This window comes from Streptomyces sp. GESEQ-35 (genome assembly GCF_017948485.1).
Classification (GTDB): Bacteria; Actinomycetota; Actinomycetes; order Streptomycetales; family Streptomycetaceae; genus Streptomyces.
Window position 1 is genome coordinate 142,169 of record NZ_JAFFSX010000001.1, and the last position, 21,350, is coordinate 163,518.

Here is a 21,350-nt window from a genome sequence, read left to right on the forward strand (position 1 = left end):
TTCTCTCGTTCGGTCGTCGGCTTCGGTCGTCGGCTTCGGTTGTCGGCTTCGATGGTGAGCGTCGGTCGTCGGGTTCAGGGCCCGATATCAGCCTCGGTGAAGGGGGTTGTGGGCGTCGGCGCCGTAGTGGCGCAGCAGGCGGGAGACGAGGAAGGCGCGGAAGGCATCGGTTTCGACGCCGGTGGCCACCTTGGCGTTGTGCGGCAGCCCGGTGCGTCCGTGCACATCGGCGATCAGCTTGCCGCGGGAGAACTCGCCGCCGCATTCCACCGTCACCCAGGCGTCGGTCCACTCGATCAGGTCGGGGCGTACGGTGGCGGCCACCGCGAGCGCGTCGTGGACCGCGCAGGCGGCGACGCCATGGCGCTGCTCGTACCGGGTGGCGAGGTGGTCGAGCATTCGGCCCGCCGCAGCGGTGGCGGGCGCGCCGTCGGCCAGCAGCTGTTCGATGTCGGCCCGGGTCGTCAGCGCCTTGCGGGTCACGTCGAGCCCGACGATCCGCAGCGGCACCCCGGCCTCGGTCACGAACCGGGCGGCCTCGGGATCGGCGAGGAAGTTGAACTCGGCCGACGGCGTGACATTGCCCGGCGCGAAGGCCGCCCCGCCCATCAGCACGATCTCCTTGATCGACGAGGCGGCCTCCGGGTGGGCGTGCAGCAGCGCGGCGATGTTGGTGAGCGGCGCGGTGGCGATCACGGTGGTGCCCGCGGGCCCTCGGTCCCGCAGCTGCGCGGCCAGCCATGCGACGGCGTGCGCCGGGTGCGGCGTACGCGCCGACGGAGGGAGGTGTACGCCGCCGAGCCCGCCCTCGCCGTGCACGGGTTCGTCCGGGATGCGGACGGCTCGGGCGATCGGTCCCGCGTGCCCGCGCACCACGGGTACCCGCGCGTCCACCCCGATCAGATCGCACAGTCGCAGCGCGTTGTCGACGACCTTTCCGATTCCAACGTTCCCGGCGACGGTGGTGATGCCGGTGACGTCGAGCTCGGGCGAGGCGAAGGCCAGCAGCAGTGCGACGGCGTCGTCGATACCGGGGTCGCAGTCGATGACGACCGGCTGCGCGACCGGTACCTCGACCGGCTGCGGGTGTGTCACCCGGACACCTCGCGCTGGAAGCGGTCGACCCACTCGTCGTTGCTCTTCACGGCCAGCTTGAGGTCCGGGACGGTGAAGCCGGCCGCCGCGGGGTCGGTCGCTGCGTCGCCCACCACCTTGGTGATGTCCGAGGGAATCTTCGCGTCCTCGTTGACGGGCTTGTCGTGGAAGGTCGCCGCGGCCTTCTCCTGGACCTTCGCCGACAGCAGGTAGTTGATGAACTTCTCCGCGCCCGCCTTGTTGTGCGCGCCCTTCACCAGCTGCGCGGTGTTGGAGACCACGTACCGGCCCTTGTCCAGGGGCGCCCAGGCGATCGGCTTGCCCGCCTTGACCGGGTCGATGGCGAACAGGTCGAGCGCCGGGGCCATCTCCACCTCGCCGCGGTCGAGCAGGCTGACGAGTTCGGTGCTGCGGCTGAAGTACTTCAGTACGTTCGGAGAGTTGGCGGCGAGCTTCTTGAACGCCGTGTCGGTGTCCTCGGGGCCCGAGCCGTAGGTCGCCGCGGTGGCGTAGAGGAAGGGCACGCCGGCGCTGGTCGAGATGTCGGGGATCGCGATCCTACCCTTGTACTCGGACTTCCAGAGGTCCTTGATACCGGGCGCCTTGTCGACCTTGTCGGTGCGGTAGAGCATGCCGAGCAGCTGGTACGTGTACGCGGGTGCGTAGCCGTCATTGTCCTTGGCGAAGTCGTGGATCTTGTCGACGTTGGGGACGGCCGACGGGTCGATCTTGTCGAACAGGCCCTGCTCACGGCCCCGTTGGGCGAAGAAATCGGAGATCATGGCGACGTCGACCGTCGGGTTGCCGCGGTTGATCTGGAGCTTGGTGAGCCGCTCGGCGTTGTCGCCGCTCTCGACCTCGACGTCGATGCCCGTCTCCTTCTCGAACGGCTTGACGATGTTCTTCTCGAACAGGTCGACGCCGAAGCCGAAGGTGGAGACGGTCAGCTTCTTGGGGTCCTGCTCCCCCGCGGCCGATCCGGCGCAGCCGGCCAGCGGAAGGACCAGCAGGGTGGCCGCGGTGGTGGTGGCGAGTCGTCTCATGAGGTGGGCTGCTCCTGCTTCGTCCGGGGGAGGTCGATCGTGTGCGCGGCGGGGAGATGGAGGCGTACCTGACGGCCGGTGTGCAGCTCGAAGTCGCTGCTGGTGGCCAGGACGGTGCGGCCCTGGGACACGGCGGTGACGACACAGTCGGTGCCGCGGAACCGTACGGCGGTGAGCACGGCGTCGACCGTGGTGCCGCCGGAGGGGGTGGGGGATTCGGGGGTGAGCACGTCGACGTGCTCCGGCCGGATGGTGACCGTACGGCCGTCCGGCAGGTCGACGAAGTTCTCGTATCCGAGGAACTCGGCGACGAATCGGTTGGCTGGAGCTCGGAACACCTCGCGCGGGGCGCCCTGTTGGGCGACGGTGCCCTGATCGAGGATGACCATGTCGTCGGCGAGCTCCAGGGCCTCCTCCTGGTCGTGGGTGACCAGGATCGCGGTGAGCCCCGTCTCCTTCTGGATACGGGCGAGTTCCTGGCGCATCTGGATACGCAGCCGCGCGTCCAGGTTGGACAGGGGCTCGTCGAGGAGGAGCACCGAGGGGCGTACGGCGACGGCGCGGGCCAGTGCGATGCGCTGCTGCTGGCCGCCGGACAGCTGCTTGGGTTTGCGGCCGGCGAGGTGGGAGAGGCCGACCAGCTCCAGCGCCTCGCCCGTCCGGGTGCGCAGCTCGCCGTCCGGGATGCCCCGCATCCTCAGTCCGAAGGCGACGTTCTTCTCCACGGTCATGTGCGGGAAGAGCGCGTACGACTGGAAGACCATGCCGATGTTGCGGCGCTCCGGCGGGAGCCTGGTGGCGTCCTCGCCCTCCAGCAGAACGCGGCCCGCCGTGGGCTCCAGGAACCCTGCGATCATGCGCAGGGTGGTGGTCTTGCCGCAGCCGCTGGGGCCGAGCAGGGCGGTGAACTCCCCGCGGCGTACGGTCAGATCGAGCTCCCGTACCGCTGCCGTCCCCGCGAACTCCCGTGAAACGGAGTCGAGTTGAACCACTGGCGTCATCGGCGTCTTCCTGTCGTCGCGTACTGTGCTCACCGGCTGAAGACCTTGTTGAAACCGACGAGGCGCTCCGTCAGCAGGGCCGCGCCGACCGTGGCGGCAAGCAGCAGGGTGCTCACCGCGGCCACCGTGGGGTCGTAGGAGAACTGCACGTAATTGAGCATCTCGACGGGCAGCGTGGAGATCCCGGGCCCCTTCAGCAGCAGCGACAGCGGAACGTTGTTGAAAGAGGTCAGGAAGGACAGCACGGCCGCCGACACGATGCCGGGCGCCATCACCGGCAGCGTGATCGTGAAGAACGTCCGCAGGGGTCCGGCGCCGAGGCCCCTGGCGGCCTCCTCCAGCGCGGGGTCCGACAGGGCGAGCGAGGCGCCCGTGACGCGTACCGCGTAGGGCAGCAGCAGGACGGTGTGGCCGATCAGCAGTGCGCCGAGAGCGGTGATCCGCATGGTCACCATGAGCTGCTGGAAGAGCGCGAAGCCCAGGACCAGTTCGGGGACGATCGCGGGTGAGAGGAAGAGCGTCTCGACCGCCTTGTGGCCGCGGAACGTGTGGCGCTGCACGGCCAGGGCCACCGGGATGCCCAGCACCAGCGCGAACAGGGTCGCCGCCGCGGCCACCAGCAGACTGGTCAACAGGCCCTGCTGGAACGAGGCGTTGGACAGCGCCTGGTCGAACCAGCGCAGCGAGAAGCCCGGCGGCGGGAACTCGACGGTGTCGCCGGACGAGAATCCGATGGCGACGACCAGCAGGATGGGCCCGAGCAGAAAGACCATGGCCAGGGCGGACAGCAGGGACAGAACGGGGCGTCGGCGTATCACGACGTGGCCACCTTCGCCGATATCCGGCCCGAGGCCCAGCCGACCACGAGCACCAGTACGGTCATGATCAGTGCGACGGCGCTGGCCCCGCCCCAGTCCAGCTTCACGTTCGCGTAGTCGTAGAGCAGCGTCGCCAGGGTGCGGTTGCGGGAGCCGCCGAGCAGCAGCGGTGTGGTGAAGGCGGTGACCGCTCCGGCGAACACCAGGGTCCCTCCCACCAGTACGCCGGGCAGGGCGAGCGGCAGCACGATCCGCCGGAAGGCCCGGCCGGGGCTCGCGCCGAGGCCGCGCGCGGCGTCTTCGAGGCCGGGGTCTATGTGCGACAGCGAGCTGTACGAGGTGAGGATCATCAGTGGCATGAACAGCTGGGTGAGACCGGCGACCAGGGCGAACTCCGTGTAGAGCAACTCGGGCGGACGGTCGGTGAGTCCGGTCGCCAGGACGGCGTCGCTGATCAGGCCGTTGCGGCCGAGGACGACCAGCCAGGAGAAGGTCCGCACCACCGTGCTGAGCAGCAGCGGGAAGACCGCGAGCGCGAGCAGCAGGCCCTGGCGGCTCTTGGGAGCACGGGCGATGAGGTAGGCCGTCGGGAAACCGAGGACCAGACAGACGAGGGTGACGGTGACGGCCACGCGTACGGTCCGGGCGAGCACGCCCAGTACGTAGCTGTCGGTGAGCATGGCGCCCAGCTTGCCGAGCACGTCGGGGTGTTCGGCGGCGGGCGGCGCGAAGAGCGTCACGACGAAGGGGAACGCGAAGCCGAAGGCCAGCAGAGCCAGGCCGGGCGCGAGCAGCAGTCCCAAGGTGGCCTTCCGGGACATACTCACACCCCCTCTCAGAGATTCCTACAACCGGTTGCTGCAACCGGTTGCTGCAACCGGTTGCAGCAACCGGTCGACGTGGACGATACTTTCGGCCGGATCGAGGCGTCAACGCGCTCGTGTAAAGATCCCGTTACGCACACACTGGGGGCGAGATGGTGACGCTGGCAGACGTCGCGCGCGCGGCGGGGGTGTCCAAGGCGACCGCGTCACGCGCGCTGAGCCGGCCCGACATGGTCGCGGCGGACACCCGCGAGCGGGTGCTGGCCGCCGCCGGGGCCATGGGCTTCGAGTTCAACGCGAGCGCCCGGGCACTGACCACCGGCCGGACCGGCCTGATCGGCGTTCTGGTCCCGAGCCTCGCCAACCCCTACTTCGCCCCGATCGTGACCGGCGTGCAGCGCGCACTGTCCGAGCACGGCGACAACATCCTGCTCGCCGTCTCCGAGGGTTCACAGAGCAGTGAGCACGAGCTGGCGGGGAAGCTCGCCTCACGCGTCGACGGACTCGTCTTCATAGCGCCGGTGAGCCCGGACTCGGCGATCCGGGAGTTCACTTCGAAACTGCCGGTCGTCACCGTGGACCGCACCGTGCCAGCGGTGCCCGGCGTCCTGATCGACACCCCCGGTGGCGTCGCGGACATCGTCACGCACCTGGCAGGCCTCGGTCACCGGGCCATCGCCTACGTGGGCGGCCCGGAGGGCTCATGGATGGCCGAACGGCGCAACAGCGCGGTCGAGGAGGCCGCCCGCCGCAGCGGCGTCGACCTCACCGTGCTCGGTCCCGTCGCCCCCCGGATCGACGCAGGGCTGGCCGTCGCCGAACGCATCGCCGCCGAACGGAGCGTCACCGCGGTGGTGGCGTACAGCAGTTACCTGCTGCTCGGCCTGCATCTGGGGCTGCGCGACGCCGGTGTGCGGGTCCCCGAGGACATCAGCCTGGCCGCGTCGGACGACCTGACCTCGATCAGCACGGAACGTCCCGACACCACGGCACTACGGGTTCCGCTCGAAGAAGCGGGCATCGCGGCGATCCGCCTGCTCCAGGAGCCCAACCCTCCCAAGCGCGCCCGAAGGCTGCGCATCGCCACCGAGTTGATCGTCGGCGCCTCCACCGCCCGCGCCACCGGCTCCGGGCGCTTGTCCACCCGCCGGCGATGACCTGGGTCTCCCCGTGCGACGGACGTCAGTAGGGGGTGGTTGCCCATCGGATCGTCCGGCGTTTCAGCGGGAACGCTTGCGGCGGCGGACGACGAGGACGACGGCGCCCAGCAGGACCCCCGTTGTTGCGGTGGCGACGAGTGCCGTGCGGCCCGCGCCCCTGGTGGAGGGAGTGTCGCCGGACGGTGTGGCCGACGTGCCGAAGGCGAAAGTGACGCTGTCGTTGGAGGCGTCCGGGTCATGAAGGGGGAAACCGGCTGGGCCGGGACGCACGGTCGCCGTGCCCTTGGCGCCTTCGTACCCCTTGCCGGTCCTCACCGACAGTTCGAACAGCTGACTCTTGCCGGCGGCGACACCGAACGGCACGGTGCACACGTAATGCCGATGACCCGCCTCGAAAGGTGCCGTCTCGGTGCCGCTGACCCAGAGCAGGCAGGGGCCGTAAGGGTCGTCCTCCTGCTCCATGTCAGCGGTGCCGGTCACGACCGCATCCTTGGGCAGGACAACCTCGACCAAGGCGATGGACCTGCGGTCAATCCCGTACGCCGAGGCCGGGCCGTGGTTCACGGCGCTGATGTCCAGGGTCCACTCGTCCGCCCTGCGGCCTGGCACTGCCTTGGCATCGGCCGCGAGATCCGCAGAGTTGTCGGCCGAGACGGTGATCCCGCCCTCGGCACCGTTCTCGAATCCGCCTCCCGCTCCGGACACCTCCACCAGAGTGAGCGCCTGCCCGGTGCCCTGGTGACTGCCGCCGCCGGGTTGTTCGCCCTGGTTCAGCAGTTTGACCGAGTAGTCGACCACCGCGGTCAGGACACGCTTGCCGACGGTGGCGGTCAGGGGGCTGCTCAGCTCCACGACGGCCCCTGCGGGCACCGGGGCCGGGAAGATACAGGTGACGGATGTCTGGCTGCCGGGTTCGATGGGGTCGTCGCCTTCGCCGTAGGCGCAGTTGGAGAACTTCCGGTCGAAGACCAGACCGCCCACCGATTCCCATCGCAGCATGATCCGCCGGTCGGTGGCCAGATCCCCGGTGTTGCGGAGCCGAAGCGGAAGATCGATCCGGGACCCGATTCCGGCGTCCGTCACCTCCGGCAGCCTGCCGACGACCAGGTCCCGGGTGCCGACGACCACGTTCGTCTTCGCAGTGGCGCCGGTGGCATCGTCCGCCGTGAGGGTGTACGTGATCGTGCCGCCGTCGCCGGGGGCGGCGCCCGCGTCCGCACGCAGGGTGAGCTCGACGTCCCGGCTCTGCGAGGCGTCCTTGTTGACGCAGGTGAAGACCTGCCCGTCGGCCTTGCACCTCGGGTCGTCGACCTCCACGCCCGCTACGCCCGCCAGGTCACGCGCATCGATGACGACCGTGTCGTGCGTGGGAACCGGGACCTGCGCCCCGCCGTCCCAGAACATCCAGCCCACGGTGGCCGGCTGCGCCGCCGCCCCCAGGTTGATCTGCTGTTCGGCGCTGATCGTCGCGTGTGCCCGCGTCGGCAGGGGGGACGGATCGTCGGCTACGGCGGCCGCACCGGGCGCCAGGGCGAGCAGCACGGCAGTCGGCACTGCGCCGAACGCCGTGCACCTAGGGTTCATACACGTTCGATGCGCGGGGTGCCCCGAAGGTTGCACACCGGAGGTCACGGCCGCCGCAGCCCCCGCCAACCCGGCCGCCTCGAAGAGCAGCCGCAGCCGCTGCGTTCCGTCGCCGGATTCGATTCGTCGACCGGGCGGCAGACGCGGGCATCGACCTGCAGCTCTCCGGCCACACCCACGGCGGCCAGATCTGGCCCTTCCACCACCTGGTCCGTATCGACCAGCCCGCCCTCGCCGGCCTCAGCCACCACGGCACCCGCACTCTCCTCCACACCAGCCGCGGCACCGGCTTCTGGGGCCCGTCGTTCCGCGTCTTCGCCCCCAGCGAGATCACCCTGCTCGTGCTCCGCTCCCCCAGCAGCCCACCGCTCGCCAGCACCGGGCGCCCGGGCACTCCGCTTGGGGCGGTCCATGAGCAGGGGGCAGGTCGTCCGCCAACGGCGATGGTGCCGGCATCCTTCTGGGGGCGACGTTCATGACCGGGTCCGTCTCGCTGCGGCCAGGATCCGGTCCGCTCCCGCGCCATCGCCGTCAACGAGTCGCAGCGGGCACGATGTGCGCGAGTCCGCTCAGCCCTTCCGGCGGGAGCTGGCCCGGTGTCGAGAACGAGCCACGGTCCCTGGCGGAACAGGCACTAGCGGCAAGGGCACCCATCCTGAAGTCTGACCGCACATGCCTGACAGCGTGCTCCTCCCACCAGGGTGTCGACACTACGACGGAGGCAGCAGTTGATGGACCGAGCCGACGACGCACGCAAGGTTCGCAGGGATCACGCCGGACCCGTCTGCCCGATCGACCGCGGGGACGACGACACGTGGCGGATACGCGGCTATCACGCGGCACGCGCCGTTCTGCGCAGCACCGACACCGTGCAGGCGGGCCTCGGGATCGAGACCGTGGAGAAGCTGCCGGCTCGGATCCGGCGGCCCGTGCTGTACCGCGACGGGCTTGAGCACCGCGAACACCGCCGTCAGACCGCCCGCTACTTCACACCCCGCCGCGTGGACGAGCACTACCGGGAACTGACCGAACGCATCGCGCGCCAGCACCTCAACACCTTGCAGAGCGAGGGCGAGGCATGGCTGGAGGACCTCACCTTCGGCGTCTCGATCGATGTGGCGTGCGGGGTGATCGGTCTGACGCGGAGCAGACGCGGGATCCAGCGTCGGCTGGAGCGCTTCTTCCCCGAGGAATTCGGCAGGCCCGGGTTCACCAGTTGGCACGGGATCTACTGGCTGTTCCGCCAGAACAGCAACTGGCTGCGGATCTACCTCGCCGACGTCCGCCCAGCCGTCCGCGCCCACCGCAGACGGCCCGCGGACAACCTCATCTCGCACCTGATCGCCGAGGGTTGTTCCCATGCCGAGATCCTCGGCGAGTGCCTCACCTATGCCGCTGCCGGCATGGTCACCACGCGCGAGTTCATCAGCGTCGCCGCATGGCATCTGTTCACCGACGCCGCGCTGCGCGAGCGTTACACGGCCGGGAGCGAGAGCGAACGCCTGGCGGTGATTCACGAACTCCTGCGCCTGGAGCCTGCGGTCGCCCGCCTGAAGCGGCGGACCACCGGCGCCCTGGATGTGCCGAGCACCGACGGGTTGGTCACGGTGCCCGGCGACGCGCTCGTCGAGATCTTCGTGGACGAGGCGAACACCGACCCGGAGGCCGTGGGCGAGACCCCCACAGCGGTCCAGCCCGGCAGGCCGACGACGACCGGTCGATACGCTGCCGCCCTGTCCTTCGGCGACGGACCGCACCGCTGCCCCGGTGCCGACATCGCGTTGATGGAGGCCAACGTCTTCCTCGGTCACCTTTTTGCCCTTGAGGGCATCCGCATGCTCACTCCGCCCCGCGTCACGTTCCAGGACGAGATAGGAGGCTATGTGATCCGCGGACTCCGCGTGGCCGTCGACCGGCGATGATGCCGACACTGGGACCCTGCGCGAGGACCTCATCACCTTCACGGGGTCGCTGGCCGACTACCTGAACGTCCCCTTCGGCAAATCCCTCGCCCGCTCCATGGCCGCCGCCGACGACCCGTCAATCGCCGAAAGCCACGAGCGTTAATGGCGAACCATCGTGCGCCGCATGTCCTCCTGGGGATTTACGAGCAATCTTTCCCCGAGCGTCGTAGCCAGCTTCTGCAGGCGGTCGTCGCTGAGCAGTTAGCGGCGGGCTAGCCGCGGTGGCCGGCTAGGAAGTCCGTGATGTAGCTCATCGTCTTCTTGGTGGACCAGGGCCTTTCGCCGCTGCTGCCGTCGGCGGACGCGATGCCGGTGCCGGTGCCGGAGGAGGCACTCGGCGAGCTCTGGGCGATCGCCTCCGTGACGGTCATGTCGCCGTGACCGGCTCCGGTGAGAACGACGCGCTTGGCGTCGACTCCCTTGCCCTTGAGGGCGGTGAACAGGTTGAGCGTTTGACTGGGCGAGACCAACGGGTCGGCGCTGCCGTGCAGGAGAAGGAAGGGCGGTATCGAGGAGGATATGTGTGCGGTCTGTGAACGAGCCGCGTGCAATCCCCTTCTGGAGTCTCCGCGTCCTCCTACGGCACAGCCATCTCCACGCCAGACACGCACTACCATCGCCCCGCACGGCGCTCTCGGTGGCCAAACTCCCCACTCACCGTGCACTGGAGCTCCGGCGGTACCGAAGGCGCCGTGAACAGGGTGAAAAAGATCAAGCGGCAGCTATACGGACGTGCCGGATTCGAACTCTTACGGAAGATGACCCTGCTCCAGTGACGCTCCGCGACCGCTCCCCAAGATCTGTGCCAGAGCCCACTGTTAAGCCTCCGGTCAGTGAGATTTTCACCGTGCGGAGCAGCTGCTTGGCGTGGTGGTCAACTGGTCCTCGGTGTGGCCTGACCGGTGATTTTTGCGCGCCGTGCTGGTCTGTACGCCGAATACCGACTCACGGGAGGCTGACGCCATGCGGAAACTGACCTACGCCATGAACATGAGCCTGGACGGCTACATCGCCGCGCCCGGCGACGACCTCGGCTGGAGCGTGCCGAGCGACGAGCTGTTCCAGTGGTGGTCCGACCGGGTCGACGCAACGGGCCTGGCGCTGTACGGGCGCAAGCTGTGGGAGACGATGAGCTCCCACTGGCCGACCGCCGACAAGCAGCCGGGTGCCACACCGGCGGCGATCGAGTACGCCGGCCGCTGGCGGGACATGCCGAAGGTGGTGTTCTCCTCCACGATCAGCACGGTCGACTGGAACACCCGTCTGGTCACCGGCGACGCGGTCACCGAGATCACCAGGCTCAAGGCCGACGACGGCGGCCCCATGGACATCTGCGGTGCCACACTCGCCGCGGCGGCCATGCGGGCCGGGCTGATCGACGAGTACGCGATCGTCACCCATCCGGTCCTGGTGGGCGGCGGCACGCCGTTCTTCACAGCCCTGGACAACTGGGTGAACCTGAGCCTGGTGGAGACCCGGACGTTTCCCGACGGCGTGTTGCTGACCAGGTACGAGACCAGGCGCTGAGGGCCCGACGACGGATCAGCTCGTCCACGGACACCTGCCGGGACGGCTTCTGCGATCTGCTCACCCAGACACCCTTCGTGACCGGTCAGCCTCGGACCCTGCCACAAAGTCTGACGCACTCCACGCCTGCCACCCTGAACTACCGAGGAAGCCCGTAACAAGGCCCATGACCTGGCTCGTTGTCCACATGGGGGCGGTCGTGACACCGTCGGGAACGAGATTTCCGTGGCCTGCGTTCTTGAGGACGAACCTGGTGCTCGTCACCCCCTTCGCCCGCAACGCGTGGTGGAGCAGCAGGGTCTGACTCGGCGAGATCACGCCGTCCCGGGTCCCGTGGAAGTGGACGAACGGCGGGTCTCTCCGGTCGATGTAAGTAGCCGGGTTGGCTGCGGCGACGGCGTCCGGTACGTCCAGGAGCCGGGTCGGGTTGTCCGGGCCGAGGACGTATTTGACCAGTGCGTTGTCGACGGAGTTCTCGTAGAACGCTCTGGTGGCGGGATCGAAGTCGGAGGCGATCCGGGAGAGATCGGAGGCCCCGAACCAGTTGACGACGGCTTGGACCCGGCTGCTCTCGTCCAGGTTCCCGCCTTGGTCGAACGCTTGGACTCCGCCCGTGGTGCCGACCATGGAGGCCAGGTAGCCGCCCGCGGACTCACCGTAGGCGGCGACGTTGCGAGAGTCGATGCCGAACTCGGTGGCGTGGGCGCGCAGGAACCGGATCGCCGCCTTGACGTCCGCCACGCCGTCGACGTAGGTCGCCTCGTCGAGAGTGGTGCGGTATTCGATGGACGCCACCACATACCCCTGCTCGGCGATGTGAGTCCGTTTGCCGAGGAAGGAGGTCTTGTCCGCGCGGATGAATCCGCCGCCGGGCACGTACACGACGAGCGGGTGGCGGCCGCCGGTCCTGGGAGTCTGGATGTCGAGCTTCAGTTCGCGCGGCTGCCCGCCGGCTCCCTCGACGGTCGCATAGGTGATGTCCGTGCGGAGTGTCAGATCCCTGGCCCCGCACTGCATCTGCGGCTCGGTCGCCTCGGGACGGATGACCCGGCTCGTGCGGTTGTCGCCGGTTGCCACCGAGGTCGCGAAGGGGTAACCCGCGCTGAAGGGTGGGGGCGAGTCGCAGTCCGCGGTGGCGGCCGCGGCTGTGTTCATGCGCGGCAGGGCCGTCGTCTGCCCTGGAACGCCTGCTACCAAAGCCAATCCGCACAGCACTGCTCCGGCAAGGATGTTTCTCGGCCTGCGAGTCACGATTCTCCTTCGGTCGGCGGCGGTGAATCCGACGGGCAGAGCACCCGTCACGCGGCCGCACGGATCGACAGGTCGTAGCGGGTCGGGAGTCAGTCCCTGTAGAAAAGGCGCACGGGTGCCTCGACGAGGATCTGGTGGCGGTCGGCCGCCTCGGGTGCCCAGTCGGCCAGCAGGTTCAGCAGTTCTCCGGTGTCTCGTTGGCCGTCGGTCAGGTGCGGCCAGTCCGATCCCCAGACAAGGCGGTCGGGGCGGGCCGCGACGAGGGCGCGGCCGAGGGACTCGACCGAGGACAACGGCTTGTCCTGGGCGATGCGGTAGGCCCCGGAGAGCTTGATGTAGCAGCTCCCGCCTTCGAGGACGCGCACCAGGCGGTCGAAGTCGGCCCGCGTCAGCCCGTCCGATTCCTTCATGTATCCCATGTGGTCGATGACGAAGGTGTCTTCGAGGTCGGCGAAGAAGGGCAGCAGGTCCCGTACGACGGTCCCGGGTGTGTAGAACTGGAGGTGCCAGCCGCGCGGCCGGGCGCGGTCGGCCATCCTGCGGACGTATGCGATGAGGTCGGCGGTGGGCCAGGAGGCCCGGGCGAACAGGTCGAGGCGGATCGCCCGCACGCCCAGCTCGTGGTAGAGGTCGAGGTCCTGCTCGGAGATGTCCTCCTCGATGCGCACAACACCGCGGCAGTGGCTGCCGACCTTCTTCAGGACGTCGACCAGCAGGCTGTTGTCGGTGCCGTAGTAGGTGGGCTGCACGAGGACCATGCGGTCGATGCCGAGCCATTCGGTCATGCGCAGGTACTGCCGGAGGGTCCCGTCGGGAAACGAGTACAGCCGGCCGGGCGCGTGCGCATAGCCGGGCTCGAAGACATGGAAGTGGGTGTCGCAGCTGTCGGGGGGCACTTGGAACCGCGGCGGTGTGTTGCTCTCGGCCGCCCGCATGGGTGATGGCTTGGGCAGTGCGGTCATGGGTCTGTCCTCACTCTGAGCGGGTCTGGTCGGCGGCGGCGAGTTCCTGCTGGGCATGGGCTTTCGCGGCCTCGAAGAGGAGGGCCGTGTCGGTGCCGGTGATGCGCAGCGAGGACACTCCGAGTGGGACGAGGGCGTCGACGGTCGCCCGGTCGCCGATACCGGCGAGGACCATGAGCTTTCCGTGCTTGCGGCAGGCATCCGTCATCGTCTTCACGGCGTCGCGGACGCGCGGATCGCCGTACTGGCCGGGCACGCCCAGCTCCGCGGTGAAGTCGTTGGCACCGAGGGCGAGCATGTCCACGCCGTCCAGCGCGGCGATCTCCTCCGCGTTGGCGATACCGGCCGGTGTCTCCAACACGATCTGCACGATCGTGGCGTTGTCGAGCGCCGGGTTCAACTCCCCCGCGGGCGTGGGCCGCATACCGAGCTGCGGGACCATGTTGGTCTGGGAGCGTCGGCCCCGGGGCGCGAAGCGGCAGGCGCGGGCGATGTCACGCGCCTGGTCCACCGTCTCGATGCGCGGCGCGATGATCCCGTGGGCGCCGCCGTCCAGGATCCGGCCGATCATCCCGTACTCACGCTCGGGAACCCGAACCAGCGCGGTCAGCCCGAGGCTGTCGGCGGACGCGCACAACTGGGCGGCGACATCGGTCGACATGGTGGAGTGCTCCAGGTCGACGAGGATGCCGTGGTGACCGGTCGAGCGCGCGATGTGGACGACGTCCATCGTGCGGCTGGTACGGACGATCAGCATGAGAGTGGGTTCGCCAGCGTGCAGACGCTCCAGGAACCCGCCGGAGTGGGGGTGTGGTGACATGGGCGGTCGCTTTCGGGTCAGGCCGCTGCGGACGTGGATCCGTACACGGGGTAGGGCTCGTCATCGAGGCCGGGGACGGTGACGGCGCGTGGGTCGTTGCCGTGTGCGATGAGCTGCTGGGCGGCGTAGTCGGTGACAGCCCCCGACAACAGCTGGCGGGGGTCTTCCATGACCAGGCGCAACCGGGTGACCAGGGCGAACCAGTCCTTGGGCGAGCCGATACGGGGCTGCTCGGTGATCACTTCGTCGGCCCGGGTGACGGTTCGCTCGCCCAGGTGCCCGGGGAGCCCGTCGCCGGGAGAGAAGGCCGGGTAGCCCTCGAACATCGCCCCGCCGAGTTCGACGGTCACCCTGGTACCCGCCCACAGTTGCCGCAGCACCGGTTCCAACGCCTCGACCTCGCTGAGGTCTCCCCCGACGGGAGTCGCGAACCCCTGGGCGTGCGGAGCGATGTAGAGACGGTCGAGGGGCAACGTGTTGCGGGAGGCGGCCAGTACGCAGCGGGCGACTCCGTTCGTCCGCCAGGTCACTCCGGCGGTGGGACGCCCGATCTGTCCGACGACGACCACCATGGTGCGGGCCCAGTCGATGTTCTGGCCGTCGCACCAGGCGATGAGCCGGTGCGCGTTGTCCATCCCGACCAGAAAGAACGTGGCGACCATGATCCGGTTGAAGGACACCGGAAGGTCCGGGTGGCCGTCCTCCAGATACTCCTCGCGCAGTGTCGGGTGGTTGAGGCAGGACGGGTCGGCCAGCGCGCGCACGAGATACCGCTCGGTCACGGCGCAGGCGTAGTCGACCATCGCGGCGATGGTCTCCTCCCGGCCTCGGTGCGAGACGGCCGCGATCCGGTCGCGCCACAGAGCCGTGCTGTTGGCCGCGCGGGAACGCCGTACCTGATGCAGCAGGTTCGCGGCATCGGCCCGCCACTGGCCGCCGGGCTCGTGGTGGTACAGCTCCACGAGCGAGGCCAGCGCCGTGCCCAGGTGCGAGACGGCGGCCAGCTCCTTGAAACCGCGGTTGCTCAGCCGGTAGGGCAGGACCGTCGGCGGCCGCCCGTCGCCCGGGTACAGCGCCATGTCGGCGCCGGTCACCGCAAGGAGCGGGTCGCGGGCATGAGCCCGGGCCGCCGTGGCCCGCAGATGCGCACCGATGGAGTGCGGACCGGCGGTGTACGCGGTGAACAGATCGATGAGCTCGGGACTTTCGTGCTCGGACACGTGGATCTCTCTTTCACAAGGCAGGGGTCGAACAGCCACCGCTCGCGGCCGGGGCCGGATCGGGGGCTTCAGCCCAGGACGGATTCAGCCCATGAAGCGGTAGACGCAACTCCCGGCGGCGAACCGGAGATCGGACGCCAGCGCATTGGTCTGCACGATCAGTGGGCCCGCCGCGGAGTCCAGGACAGCGATGTCGGTGCCGCCCGTGGTGGGGAACTCCTCGACCACGTCCAGCCGGCCCTCGTCCCACCGGTAGACCTGCGACATCAGCGCGGCCGTGGGCTCGGCCGGGACGCCATGGATGAAGTTGACCCGGATCACATAGAGCCCGCGGGCGGTGCGCACGACGGCGAGTTCCCGCGCACCCGCCCCCATGAGCTTCTGGTGCTCCACGAACCGGCCGGTCGTCGACTCCCAGCGCAGCACCCGAGAACCGTCGTCGATGCAGGCCACCACCAGATACGTACCGCTGCCGGCGGGGTCGTCGAACGTGGCGAAGGCCCGGCCGGCCGCCGCGGCGAGGTCCTGGCGCGGGACGAACCGTCCCCCCTCCCACCGGTACAGGACGCTGGGCCCGACATGGTCGGCGTGGGCGAGCAGCGTGTGCCCACCGGCCTCGAACGCGTGCCAGTTGTACGCCCATTGAGAAGGAATGTCCTGGAAGTGCGCGAAGCGTCTGCCGTCCCAGGCGTAGATGGCGGAGGGCCGGTTCTGCTCGGCGAGATGGGGAAGCGCCACCCCCTGAGCCAGCGCGAGGAAGTGCCGCCCTTCGACGGTGAAGTGCCGCCACTGCTTCGCGGCGAAGGCATCGAAGGCCTGGAACGGCAGGAACCGTGCCCCGTCCCATTCGAAGAGGAGGGACGGAATGGTGTAGTCGTACGGCCCGGCGCCGGTGCGGATACTCGCCACCGCGAGGAACGCCCGGTCCCCGATGGTGAAGAACTCGGCGTCCTCACCGCCCGGCGCCGCGAGGGTCCCCCACTGCTCGAACCGGTCCCCGTTCCGGCGCAGCAGCAGCATCTCCGTCTCGCTGTCGCCGCCGTTCATCTGGGCGGGCGTACCAGGGATGTCGTACGCGAGTTGCGGGATGGCGAGCAGTTCCAGGTCGCCGACACGGAAGGCCTCGGCGGCCCTGGCTCCCGAAGCGGGAATGGTCTGGATCAGGTTCAGGTATGTGTTCATGAGGCTTCCTGCCTGGGGGCGGCTCCGAAGAACAGCTGGGCCATGTCCGGGTCGGCGAGCAGCGCGGCGGCGGCGCCGGTGTGCAGAACGCGGCCGCCTTCCATGACGACGGCGTGGTCGGCGAGGGTGAGGCCGAACCGGACGTTCTGTTCGACCATCAGGACAGTGACCCCCTCCTTGTTGAGCGTGATGACGGAGTCGGCGAGCTGTTTGCTGGACTTGGGGTCGAGGCCGAGTGTCGGCTCGTCGAGGAGGACGACACGGGGGCGCAGCATGAGGGCGCGTGCGAACTCGACGGTGCGGCGCTGCCCTCCGGAGAGGGACGCGGCCTTGTCCTCCGCGCGAGCGGCGATGAGCGGGTAGAGCTCCGTGATCTCCTGGTACCGGCGTCGGTTGCGCTCGCGTTCCCTGCGGTTGACGTAGGCGCCGAGCATGACGTTCTCGCGCACCGTCAGGGACGGGAACAGCCCATGATGCTGGGGCACTTGGACGACTCCGCGGCGCAGGATCTCCGCGGGAGAACGACCGCCGATCTCCTCGTCGCCGAGCAGCACATGGCCCCCGCGGGGACGCAGCAGTCCGCTACAGGCCTTGAGCACAGTGGATTTGCCCGCTCCGTTGGGGCCGACGATGCACGTGATGGCGGCATCGGCGGCGACGAAGTCGACGCCGCGCAGGATGTCGCCGGCGCGTCCGTAGCCTGCCACCAGATTCCTGAAGGTGATCATGAGTTGGCTCCCGAGGTGGCCGGGGTGGTGCCCGGGCCCGGTGTGTGGTCACCGAGGTAGGCGTCCAGCACCGCGGGGTCCTGTTCGATCAGCCCCGGCGGGCCGCCGGCGATGACGTGCCCCTGGGCCAGGACATGGATGTGGTCGCACAGCGACAGCACGAGCGGCATGTTGTGCTCGACGATCACCACGGTCGTGCCGGCTTCGTTGAGCTTGCGGATGATGCCGCTGAGCCGTTCCACGAGCGCCGGATTGATGCCGGCGGCCGGTTCGTCGAGCAGCAGGATCTCGGGCTCCAGCATCAGGGCCTGGGCGAGTTCGATGAGCTTCTGCTGCCCGTACGACAGTCCGCCCGCGTGGTGCTCGGTGTACCCCTGCATCCCGACGAAGTCGAGCCATTCGCGGGCCCGCGCCGCCTCCTTGCCGCTGATCGCCGAGGCGGCCAGCCCCGCTGTGGAGAACGAGCGGCTGGGTACGGCGAGGTTCTCCAGCGCGGTGAGCTGGGGGAACACCCTGGTGGCCTGGAAGGTGCGGGCCAGCCCGGCGTGGGCCCGCTGCCAGCGTGGCAGCCGGTCGATACGCCGCTCGCCCAGGTGGATGCTGCCGCCGTCGGCCGCGAGGCTGCCGTCGAGGAGGTTGAACACCGTTGTCTTTCCTGACCCGTTGGGCCCGATCAGTCCGGTGATCGAGCCGCGCTCGACGGTGAAGGAGCAGCCGTCGACGGCGCGCACCCCGCCGAACGCCTTGCTCAGGTCCTCCACCCTCAGCAGCGGACCCTTCGCCGTCGTTGGGGTGCGGTCACGGACCACGGCGGCACTGGGCAAGGCTTCGGGGACCGCGGTCAGGCGGGTACCGGCCACCGCCTGCGGGCCGGTACGGCGCCATCGGGCCACCCGGGCAGCGCCCTCGGTGAGCACACCCTTGGGGAAGAACAGGACGATCGCCGCGAGCAGGGCACCGTAGATGATCAGGCGCCACGAACCGGCGTCCGGACCGCTGAGGCTCTGGTTGGTGAACTGGGTCAGCGGCTCCAGCATGAACGCGCCGAGCACCGGCCCCCACAGCGTGCCCACTCCGCCGAGGTGTGCGGCGAGCACGATCTGCATGGCGATGACGATGTCGAACATCGACGCCGGTTCGAGGAAGGCGACGTAGTAGGCGTAGATGCCGCCGGCGACGCCGATCGGGAAGGCGCTCGCCGCGAACGCGAGCATCTTGTAGCGGTCGGTGCGCAGCCCGACGCCGTCCGCCTTCGACTCGTCGTCGCGGATCGCCATCAGCCCGATGCCGAACTTGGAGCGGCGGATCGCCCACGAGCCCCACACGGTCAGCGCGAGCAGGCCCAACAGGTAGTAGTAGAACGGCCAGTTGAGATACGCGCGGTCCCAGGTCGGCAGCGGCAGTGCGAGCCCGTGGTTGCCGTTGGTCAGTGATCCCCAGTTGGACACCAGCAGCGCCGTGAACTCCAGGAAGGCGAAGCTGATGATGACAAAGGCGATGCCGCGGGTACGCCGGCCGACCAGGCCGAGGACGAGGGCGGAGGCCGCCGCGACGACGCCTCCCACGGGGGCTGCCAGCAGCGGGGAGATGCCGGTGTGGATGGACAGCAGGGCGGTGGTGTAGGCGCCGACGCCGAGGAAGGCGCTCTGCCCGAGTGAGATGTAGCCGGTGTAGCCGGAGATGATGTTCCAGCCGGAGGCCATGACGGCCAGCAGGAACGCCATGATCGCCATGTTCTGCAGATAGGCGTTGTCATTGACGAGCGGAAGGATGGCGAGGCCGACGGCGGCGAGACCTATCCCGTATGCCCGCAGGCGGTTGATGGTCATGCGCGGCTCATGTCCTCTCGCAGCCGGGTGCCGAGCAGGCCCTGCGGGCGGACCACGAGCACCAGGATGATGGCCAGATACGGGACCGCGGCGGCCCAGTCGGGCGCCACATAGGTGGAGGTCAGGGACTCGGCGACGGCGATGACCACGGCACCGAGCACGCTGCCGGGCAGGCTGCCCATGCCGCCGAGCACGATGATGGCGAGCGTCAGTCCGATCCAGTGGTCGGCCGAGCTCGGCATGAACGGGTACAGCAGACTCAGCAGCGTCCCGCCCGCTCCCGCCGCCGCCACCCCGAGCGCATAGGCGGCGGCCCACACGGAGCGGACCTCGATGCCGATGAGCCGGGCGCCCTCGGAGCTGGACGCGGTGGCCTGGATGGACTTGCCCAGCCAGGTGTGGCGCAACAGCAGGAACAGGCCGGTGAGGACCACCGCGGCGACCAGGCAGGCGTACACCTGCGCCTGCGGGAACTTCAGTCCCAGGGCGGAGAAGGAGCGGTTGGCGTAGTCGGGCGTGACCGACTTCGGTTCGTTGCCCCAGATCAGGGCGATGACGCCCTTGGTGACGAGTGTGAGTCCGAAGGTCGTCACCATGGCCATCGACGCGTCGGTGGTCCGCGATCGCTCGATGAAGATGTAGTACGTGGCCCAGCCGACGACCAGCAGACACGGCGTCGTGATGAACACCAGGAGCAGGGGGTCGATGCCGGTGGCATTCCACAGCGTGTACGTGAGGTAGGCGCTGAGGATGAGCATGCCGCCCTGGGCGATGTTGACGACCTTCATCACGCCGAAGATGAGGTTCATCCCGGAGGCGACCAGGGCGTACACACCGCCGACCAGCAGCCCCAGGACCAGCGCTTGGAAGAACGTTCCCACTACGACCACCCGGGCTTCGGGTTGACCACCTTGTCCACGGTGGTCTGAGCCGCGGGGGCGACGAACTCGAACTTCCCGCTCTGCCACTGGGCGAGCAGCATGTTGCCGTCCGGGACCCCGCGGGAGTCCCACTTCAGCGGGCCCACGATGGTCTGCACGGTGTGGGAGTGGAGCCAGTCTGCGAGCTTGTCCTGGTCCAGGCTGCCCACGGCCTTGACCGCGGCCTCCAGCACCTGGCCCGCCGTGTACGCGTTGGCGGCGTCGTCACCCGGCGCCGTTCCATAGGCCTTCGTGTAAGCGGCCACGAACTCGGCGTTGCCCGCGTAGTCGGCCTTCGGACTCCAGGCGGCCGAGGTGAAAATGCCCTCGGTGTTCGCCGCGCCGATCGCCTTGGGGTAGGACCCGATGAGGCTCGGAGCGTTGGTCTGGAACATCATCTTCGGACTGAACTGCTGCTTCTGGAGCGCCTTCACGAACCCGGCGCCGTCGTTGGCGGCGACCGCGCCGTGAACTATCAGGTCGGGCTTGGCCCGTGCCACGGCGCTGGCGATGGAGTCGAAGTTGACGGTGTCCGGGGCGTACTTCTTGCTGTAGACGGACTTCACGCCCAGCTTGGTCAGCTCCTTGCGGAACTCGGCGACGGTGACATCGGTGTTGGGGTCGTCCTGGGTGGGGTATGCGGCGGTCTTCGGCCGTTGGGCGGCCGGCAGTGACTTGATGTACTGCACGAACTGCTCCGGCAGGTCCAGCGAGGTGCTGGGCTGCGCGAAGAACAGGTAGTCGTAGCCGCGGTTGAAGATCTCCTCGGCGCCGCCGGAGGGCTCGACGTAGAGCATCTTGTTGCGCTCGGCCACGGCGGAGGCGGGCAGGTTGAGCCTTGACGAGAAGGTGCCGAGCAGCAAGTCGGAGCGTTCCTGGCTGATGAGGCGGTTGTAATTGGTGACGACGGTGTTCTGGTCGAAGCCGTCGTCGAGCACCTTCAGTTCGACGTCTCGGCCCAGCAGTCCGCCATCGGCGTTGAGCTGGTCGAGCCACATCTTGTAGCCCTCGTACGCGGGTTTGGAGGCATCGGCGACCGGGCCCGACAGCGGCAACGAGGCACCGATCTTGATCGGTGCGCTGCTCGAACCCGATCCCGACCCGCATGCGGTGGCGAACAGCAGCACCACCGCCGCTGTCGCACCGAGCAGGGTGTTGCGCTGTCCGCTTCGACCGAATCCTGGCATGACATTCACCTCAAGTTGGTGATCGTGATGGCGGTTCACAGGGACAGCCCCGCAGTTCCGTAGGCGCACGCCGGCGCTTGTCCCTTGCGCGTGGAACGTCTCGCCGGGCGGGGCGCCGCCCGGTTGTGGCTGGTGACAGTCGAGGGTGCCCGCAGGCACCCTCGCCCTTGATGTGCAATGTATACATTGCACATCAAGGGTCGACAAGGGAACGGACAAGGGTTGCCTGAAAAAG

19 protein-coding genes and 1 pseudogene are annotated in these 21,350 nt (G+C 68.9%); 4 read left to right on the forward strand and 16 right to left on the reverse strand.

The annotated features are described in order from the left end of the window. Positions 1-87: 87 nt before the first annotated feature. From KCH87_RS00705 to KCH87_RS00725, 5 genes are read right to left on the reverse strand one after another with little or no spacing between them, the layout of a single operon-like run. Positions 88-1,095: a nucleoside hydrolase gene (locus KCH87_RS00705; protein WP_210583249.1), complete on the reverse strand. Its 1,008-nt coding sequence runs from the start codon at positions 1,093-1,095 to the stop codon at positions 88-90. Beyond that, positions 1,092-2,138, reverse strand: coding sequence for an ABC transporter substrate-binding protein (locus tag KCH87_RS00710; RefSeq protein WP_210583250.1), 1,047 nt, complete (start codon positions 2,136-2,138; stop codon positions 1,092-1,094). Before KCH87_RS00710 ends, KCH87_RS00705 begins: the two co-directional genes overlap by 4 nt. Next, positions 2,135-3,139, reverse strand: coding sequence for an ABC transporter ATP-binding protein (locus KCH87_RS00715; RefSeq protein ID WP_210583251.1), 1,005 nt, complete (start codon positions 3,137-3,139; stop codon positions 2,135-2,137). The genes KCH87_RS00710 and KCH87_RS00715 overlap by 4 nt, the downstream gene beginning before the upstream one ends. Positions 3,140-3,168: 29 nt before the next feature. Next, entirely contained in the window at positions 3,169-3,957 is a 789-nt protein-coding gene (locus KCH87_RS00720; protein WP_308298707.1) for an ABC transporter permease, read from the reverse strand. Further along, positions 3,954-4,778, reverse strand: coding sequence for an ABC transporter permease (locus KCH87_RS00725; protein ID WP_247195521.1), 825 nt, complete (start codon positions 4,776-4,778; stop codon positions 3,954-3,956). Before KCH87_RS00725 ends, KCH87_RS00720 begins: the two co-directional genes overlap by 4 nt. Positions 4,779-4,933: 155 nt before the next feature. On the opposite strand from KCH87_RS00725, the gene KCH87_RS00730 reads away from it, so the two are divergent. Then, a complete protein-coding gene (locus tag KCH87_RS00730; RefSeq protein ID WP_210583252.1) occupies positions 4,934-5,938 on the forward strand; it encodes a LacI family DNA-binding transcriptional regulator in 1,005 nt (334 codons plus the stop codon). Positions 5,939-6,001: 63 nt separating this feature from the next. On the opposite strand, the gene KCH87_RS00735 is transcribed toward KCH87_RS00730, so the two are convergent. Next, positions 6,002-7,525 carry a hypothetical protein gene (locus KCH87_RS00735; RefSeq protein WP_210583253.1) on the reverse strand — a complete coding sequence of 508 codons (1,524 nt, stop codon included), beginning with the start codon at positions 7,523-7,525 and terminating at the stop codon, positions 6,002-6,004. Between the two features lie 119 nt (positions 7,526-7,644). Between KCH87_RS00735 and KCH87_RS48690 the strand changes: the two are divergent. Beyond that, positions 7,645-7,890: pseudogene (locus tag KCH87_RS48690) on the forward strand (metallophosphoesterase); the annotation flags it as partial. A gap of 366 nt (positions 7,891-8,256) precedes the next feature. Then, complete coding sequence (locus KCH87_RS00740) at positions 8,257-9,447, forward strand: cytochrome P450 (protein WP_210583254.1); 1,191 nt, start codon at positions 8,257-8,259, stop codon at positions 9,445-9,447. Between the two features lie 254 nt (positions 9,448-9,701). Here KCH87_RS00740 and KCH87_RS00745 read toward each other — a convergent pair whose 3' ends face one another. Then, positions 9,702-10,106: a S9 family peptidase gene (locus KCH87_RS00745; RefSeq protein WP_210583255.1), complete on the reverse strand. Its 405-nt coding sequence runs from the start codon at positions 10,104-10,106 to the stop codon at positions 9,702-9,704. Between the two features lie 346 nt (positions 10,107-10,452). Here KCH87_RS00745 and KCH87_RS00750 point away from each other — a divergent pair, with 346 nt between their 5' ends. After that, a complete protein-coding gene (locus tag KCH87_RS00750; RefSeq protein WP_210583256.1) occupies positions 10,453-11,016 on the forward strand; it encodes a dihydrofolate reductase family protein in 564 nt (187 codons plus the stop codon). Between the two features lie 60 nt (positions 11,017-11,076). On the opposite strand, the gene KCH87_RS00755 is transcribed toward KCH87_RS00750, so the two are convergent. From KCH87_RS00755 to KCH87_RS00795, 9 genes are all read right to left on the reverse strand, one after another. Next, positions 11,077-12,171, reverse strand: coding sequence for an alpha/beta hydrolase (locus tag KCH87_RS00755; protein ID WP_247195523.1), 1,095 nt, complete (start codon positions 12,169-12,171; stop codon positions 11,077-11,079). A 185-nt stretch (positions 12,172-12,356) separates the two neighbouring features. Continuing rightward, positions 12,357-13,229, reverse strand: a complete 873-nt coding sequence (locus KCH87_RS00760; protein WP_210583257.1) for an amidohydrolase family protein — start codon at positions 13,227-13,229, stop codon at positions 12,357-12,359. A gap of 10 nt (positions 13,230-13,239) precedes the next feature. Continuing rightward, positions 13,240-14,049: an HpcH/HpaI aldolase/citrate lyase family protein gene (locus KCH87_RS00765; RefSeq protein WP_210583258.1), complete on the reverse strand. Its 810-nt coding sequence runs from the start codon at positions 14,047-14,049 to the stop codon at positions 13,240-13,242. A 17-nt stretch (positions 14,050-14,066) separates the two neighbouring features. Continuing rightward, positions 14,067-15,269, reverse strand: a complete 1,203-nt coding sequence (locus KCH87_RS00770) for a DUF5624 domain-containing protein (RefSeq protein WP_210583259.1) — start codon at positions 15,267-15,269, stop codon at positions 14,067-14,069. An 84-nt stretch (positions 15,270-15,353) separates the two neighbouring features. Continuing rightward, entirely contained in the window at positions 15,354-16,451 is a 1,098-nt protein-coding gene (locus KCH87_RS00775; RefSeq protein WP_210583260.1) for a hypothetical protein, read from the reverse strand. Next, positions 16,448-17,179 carry an ABC transporter ATP-binding protein gene (locus KCH87_RS00780; protein ID WP_210583261.1) on the reverse strand — a complete coding sequence of 244 codons (732 nt, stop codon included), beginning with the start codon at positions 17,177-17,179 and terminating at the stop codon, positions 16,448-16,450. The genes KCH87_RS00775 and KCH87_RS00780 overlap by 4 nt, the downstream gene beginning before the upstream one ends. Next, a complete protein-coding gene (locus KCH87_RS00785) occupies positions 17,176-19,008 on the reverse strand; it encodes an ATP-binding cassette domain-containing protein (RefSeq protein WP_210583263.1) in 1,833 nt (610 codons plus the stop codon). Before KCH87_RS00785 ends, KCH87_RS00780 begins: the two co-directional genes overlap by 4 nt. After that, positions 19,005-19,889 carry a branched-chain amino acid ABC transporter permease gene (locus tag KCH87_RS00790; RefSeq protein ID WP_210583265.1) on the reverse strand — a complete coding sequence of 295 codons (885 nt, stop codon included), beginning with the start codon at positions 19,887-19,889 and terminating at the stop codon, positions 19,005-19,007. Before KCH87_RS00790 ends, KCH87_RS00785 begins: the two co-directional genes overlap by 4 nt. Beyond that, positions 19,889-21,115 carry an amino acid ABC transporter substrate-binding protein gene (locus KCH87_RS00795; protein ID WP_210583266.1) on the reverse strand — a complete coding sequence of 409 codons (1,227 nt, stop codon included), beginning with the start codon at positions 21,113-21,115 and terminating at the stop codon, positions 19,889-19,891. Before KCH87_RS00795 ends, KCH87_RS00790 begins: the two co-directional genes overlap by 1 nt. Between the last annotated feature and the right edge of the window lie 235 nt (positions 21,116-21,350).

Excerpts from the sequence above, each read along its gene's own strand:
- KCH87_RS00710 (WP_210583250.1), bottom strand. The coding sequence starts at position 2,138 with ATGAGACGACTCGCCACCACCACCGCGGCCACCCTGCTGGTCCTTCCG.
- KCH87_RS00750 (WP_210583256.1), top strand. The coding sequence starts at position 10,453 with ATGCGGAAACTGACCTACGCCATGAACATGAGCCTGGACGGCTACATC.
- KCH87_RS00765 (WP_210583258.1), bottom strand. The coding sequence starts at position 14,049 with ATGTCACCACACCCCCACTCCGGCGGGTTCCTGGAGCGTCTGCACGCT.
- KCH87_RS00745 (WP_210583255.1), bottom strand. The coding sequence starts at position 10,106 with ATGGTAGTGCGTGTCTGGCGTGGAGATGGCTGTGCCGTAGGAGGACGC.
- KCH87_RS00715 (WP_210583251.1), bottom strand. The coding sequence starts at position 3,139 with ATGACGCCAGTGGTTCAACTCGACTCCGTTTCACGGGAGTTCGCGGGG.
- KCH87_RS00755 (WP_247195523.1), bottom strand. The coding sequence starts at position 12,171 with ATGAACACAGCCGCGGCCGCCACCGCGGACTGCGACTCGCCCCCACCC.
- KCH87_RS00775 (WP_210583260.1), bottom strand. The coding sequence starts at position 16,451 with ATGAACACATACCTGAACCTGATCCAGACCATTCCCGCTTCGGGAGCC.
- KCH87_RS00725 (WP_247195521.1), bottom strand. The coding sequence starts at position 4,778 with ATGTCCCGGAAGGCCACCTTGGGACTGCTGCTCGCGCCCGGCCTGGCT.
- KCH87_RS00760 (WP_210583257.1), bottom strand. The coding sequence starts at position 13,229 with ATGACCGCACTGCCCAAGCCATCACCCATGCGGGCGGCCGAGAGCAAC.
- KCH87_RS00785 (WP_210583263.1), bottom strand. The coding sequence starts at position 19,008 with ATGACCATCAACCGCCTGCGGGCATACGGGATAGGTCTCGCCGCCGTC.
- KCH87_RS00730 (WP_210583252.1), top strand. The coding sequence starts at position 4,934 with ATGGTGACGCTGGCAGACGTCGCGCGCGCGGCGGGGGTGTCCAAGGCG.
- KCH87_RS00740 (WP_210583254.1), top strand. The coding sequence starts at position 8,257 with ATGGACCGAGCCGACGACGCACGCAAGGTTCGCAGGGATCACGCCGGA.
- KCH87_RS00795 (WP_210583266.1), bottom strand. The coding sequence starts at position 21,115 with ATGCCAGGATTCGGTCGAAGCGGACAGCGCAACACCCTGCTCGGTGCG.
- KCH87_RS00735 (WP_210583253.1), bottom strand. The coding sequence starts at position 7,525 with ATGAACCCTAGGTGCACGGCGTTCGGCGCAGTGCCGACTGCCGTGCTG.
- KCH87_RS00780 (WP_210583261.1), bottom strand. The coding sequence starts at position 17,179 with ATGATCACCTTCAGGAATCTGGTGGCAGGCTACGGACGCGCCGGCGAC.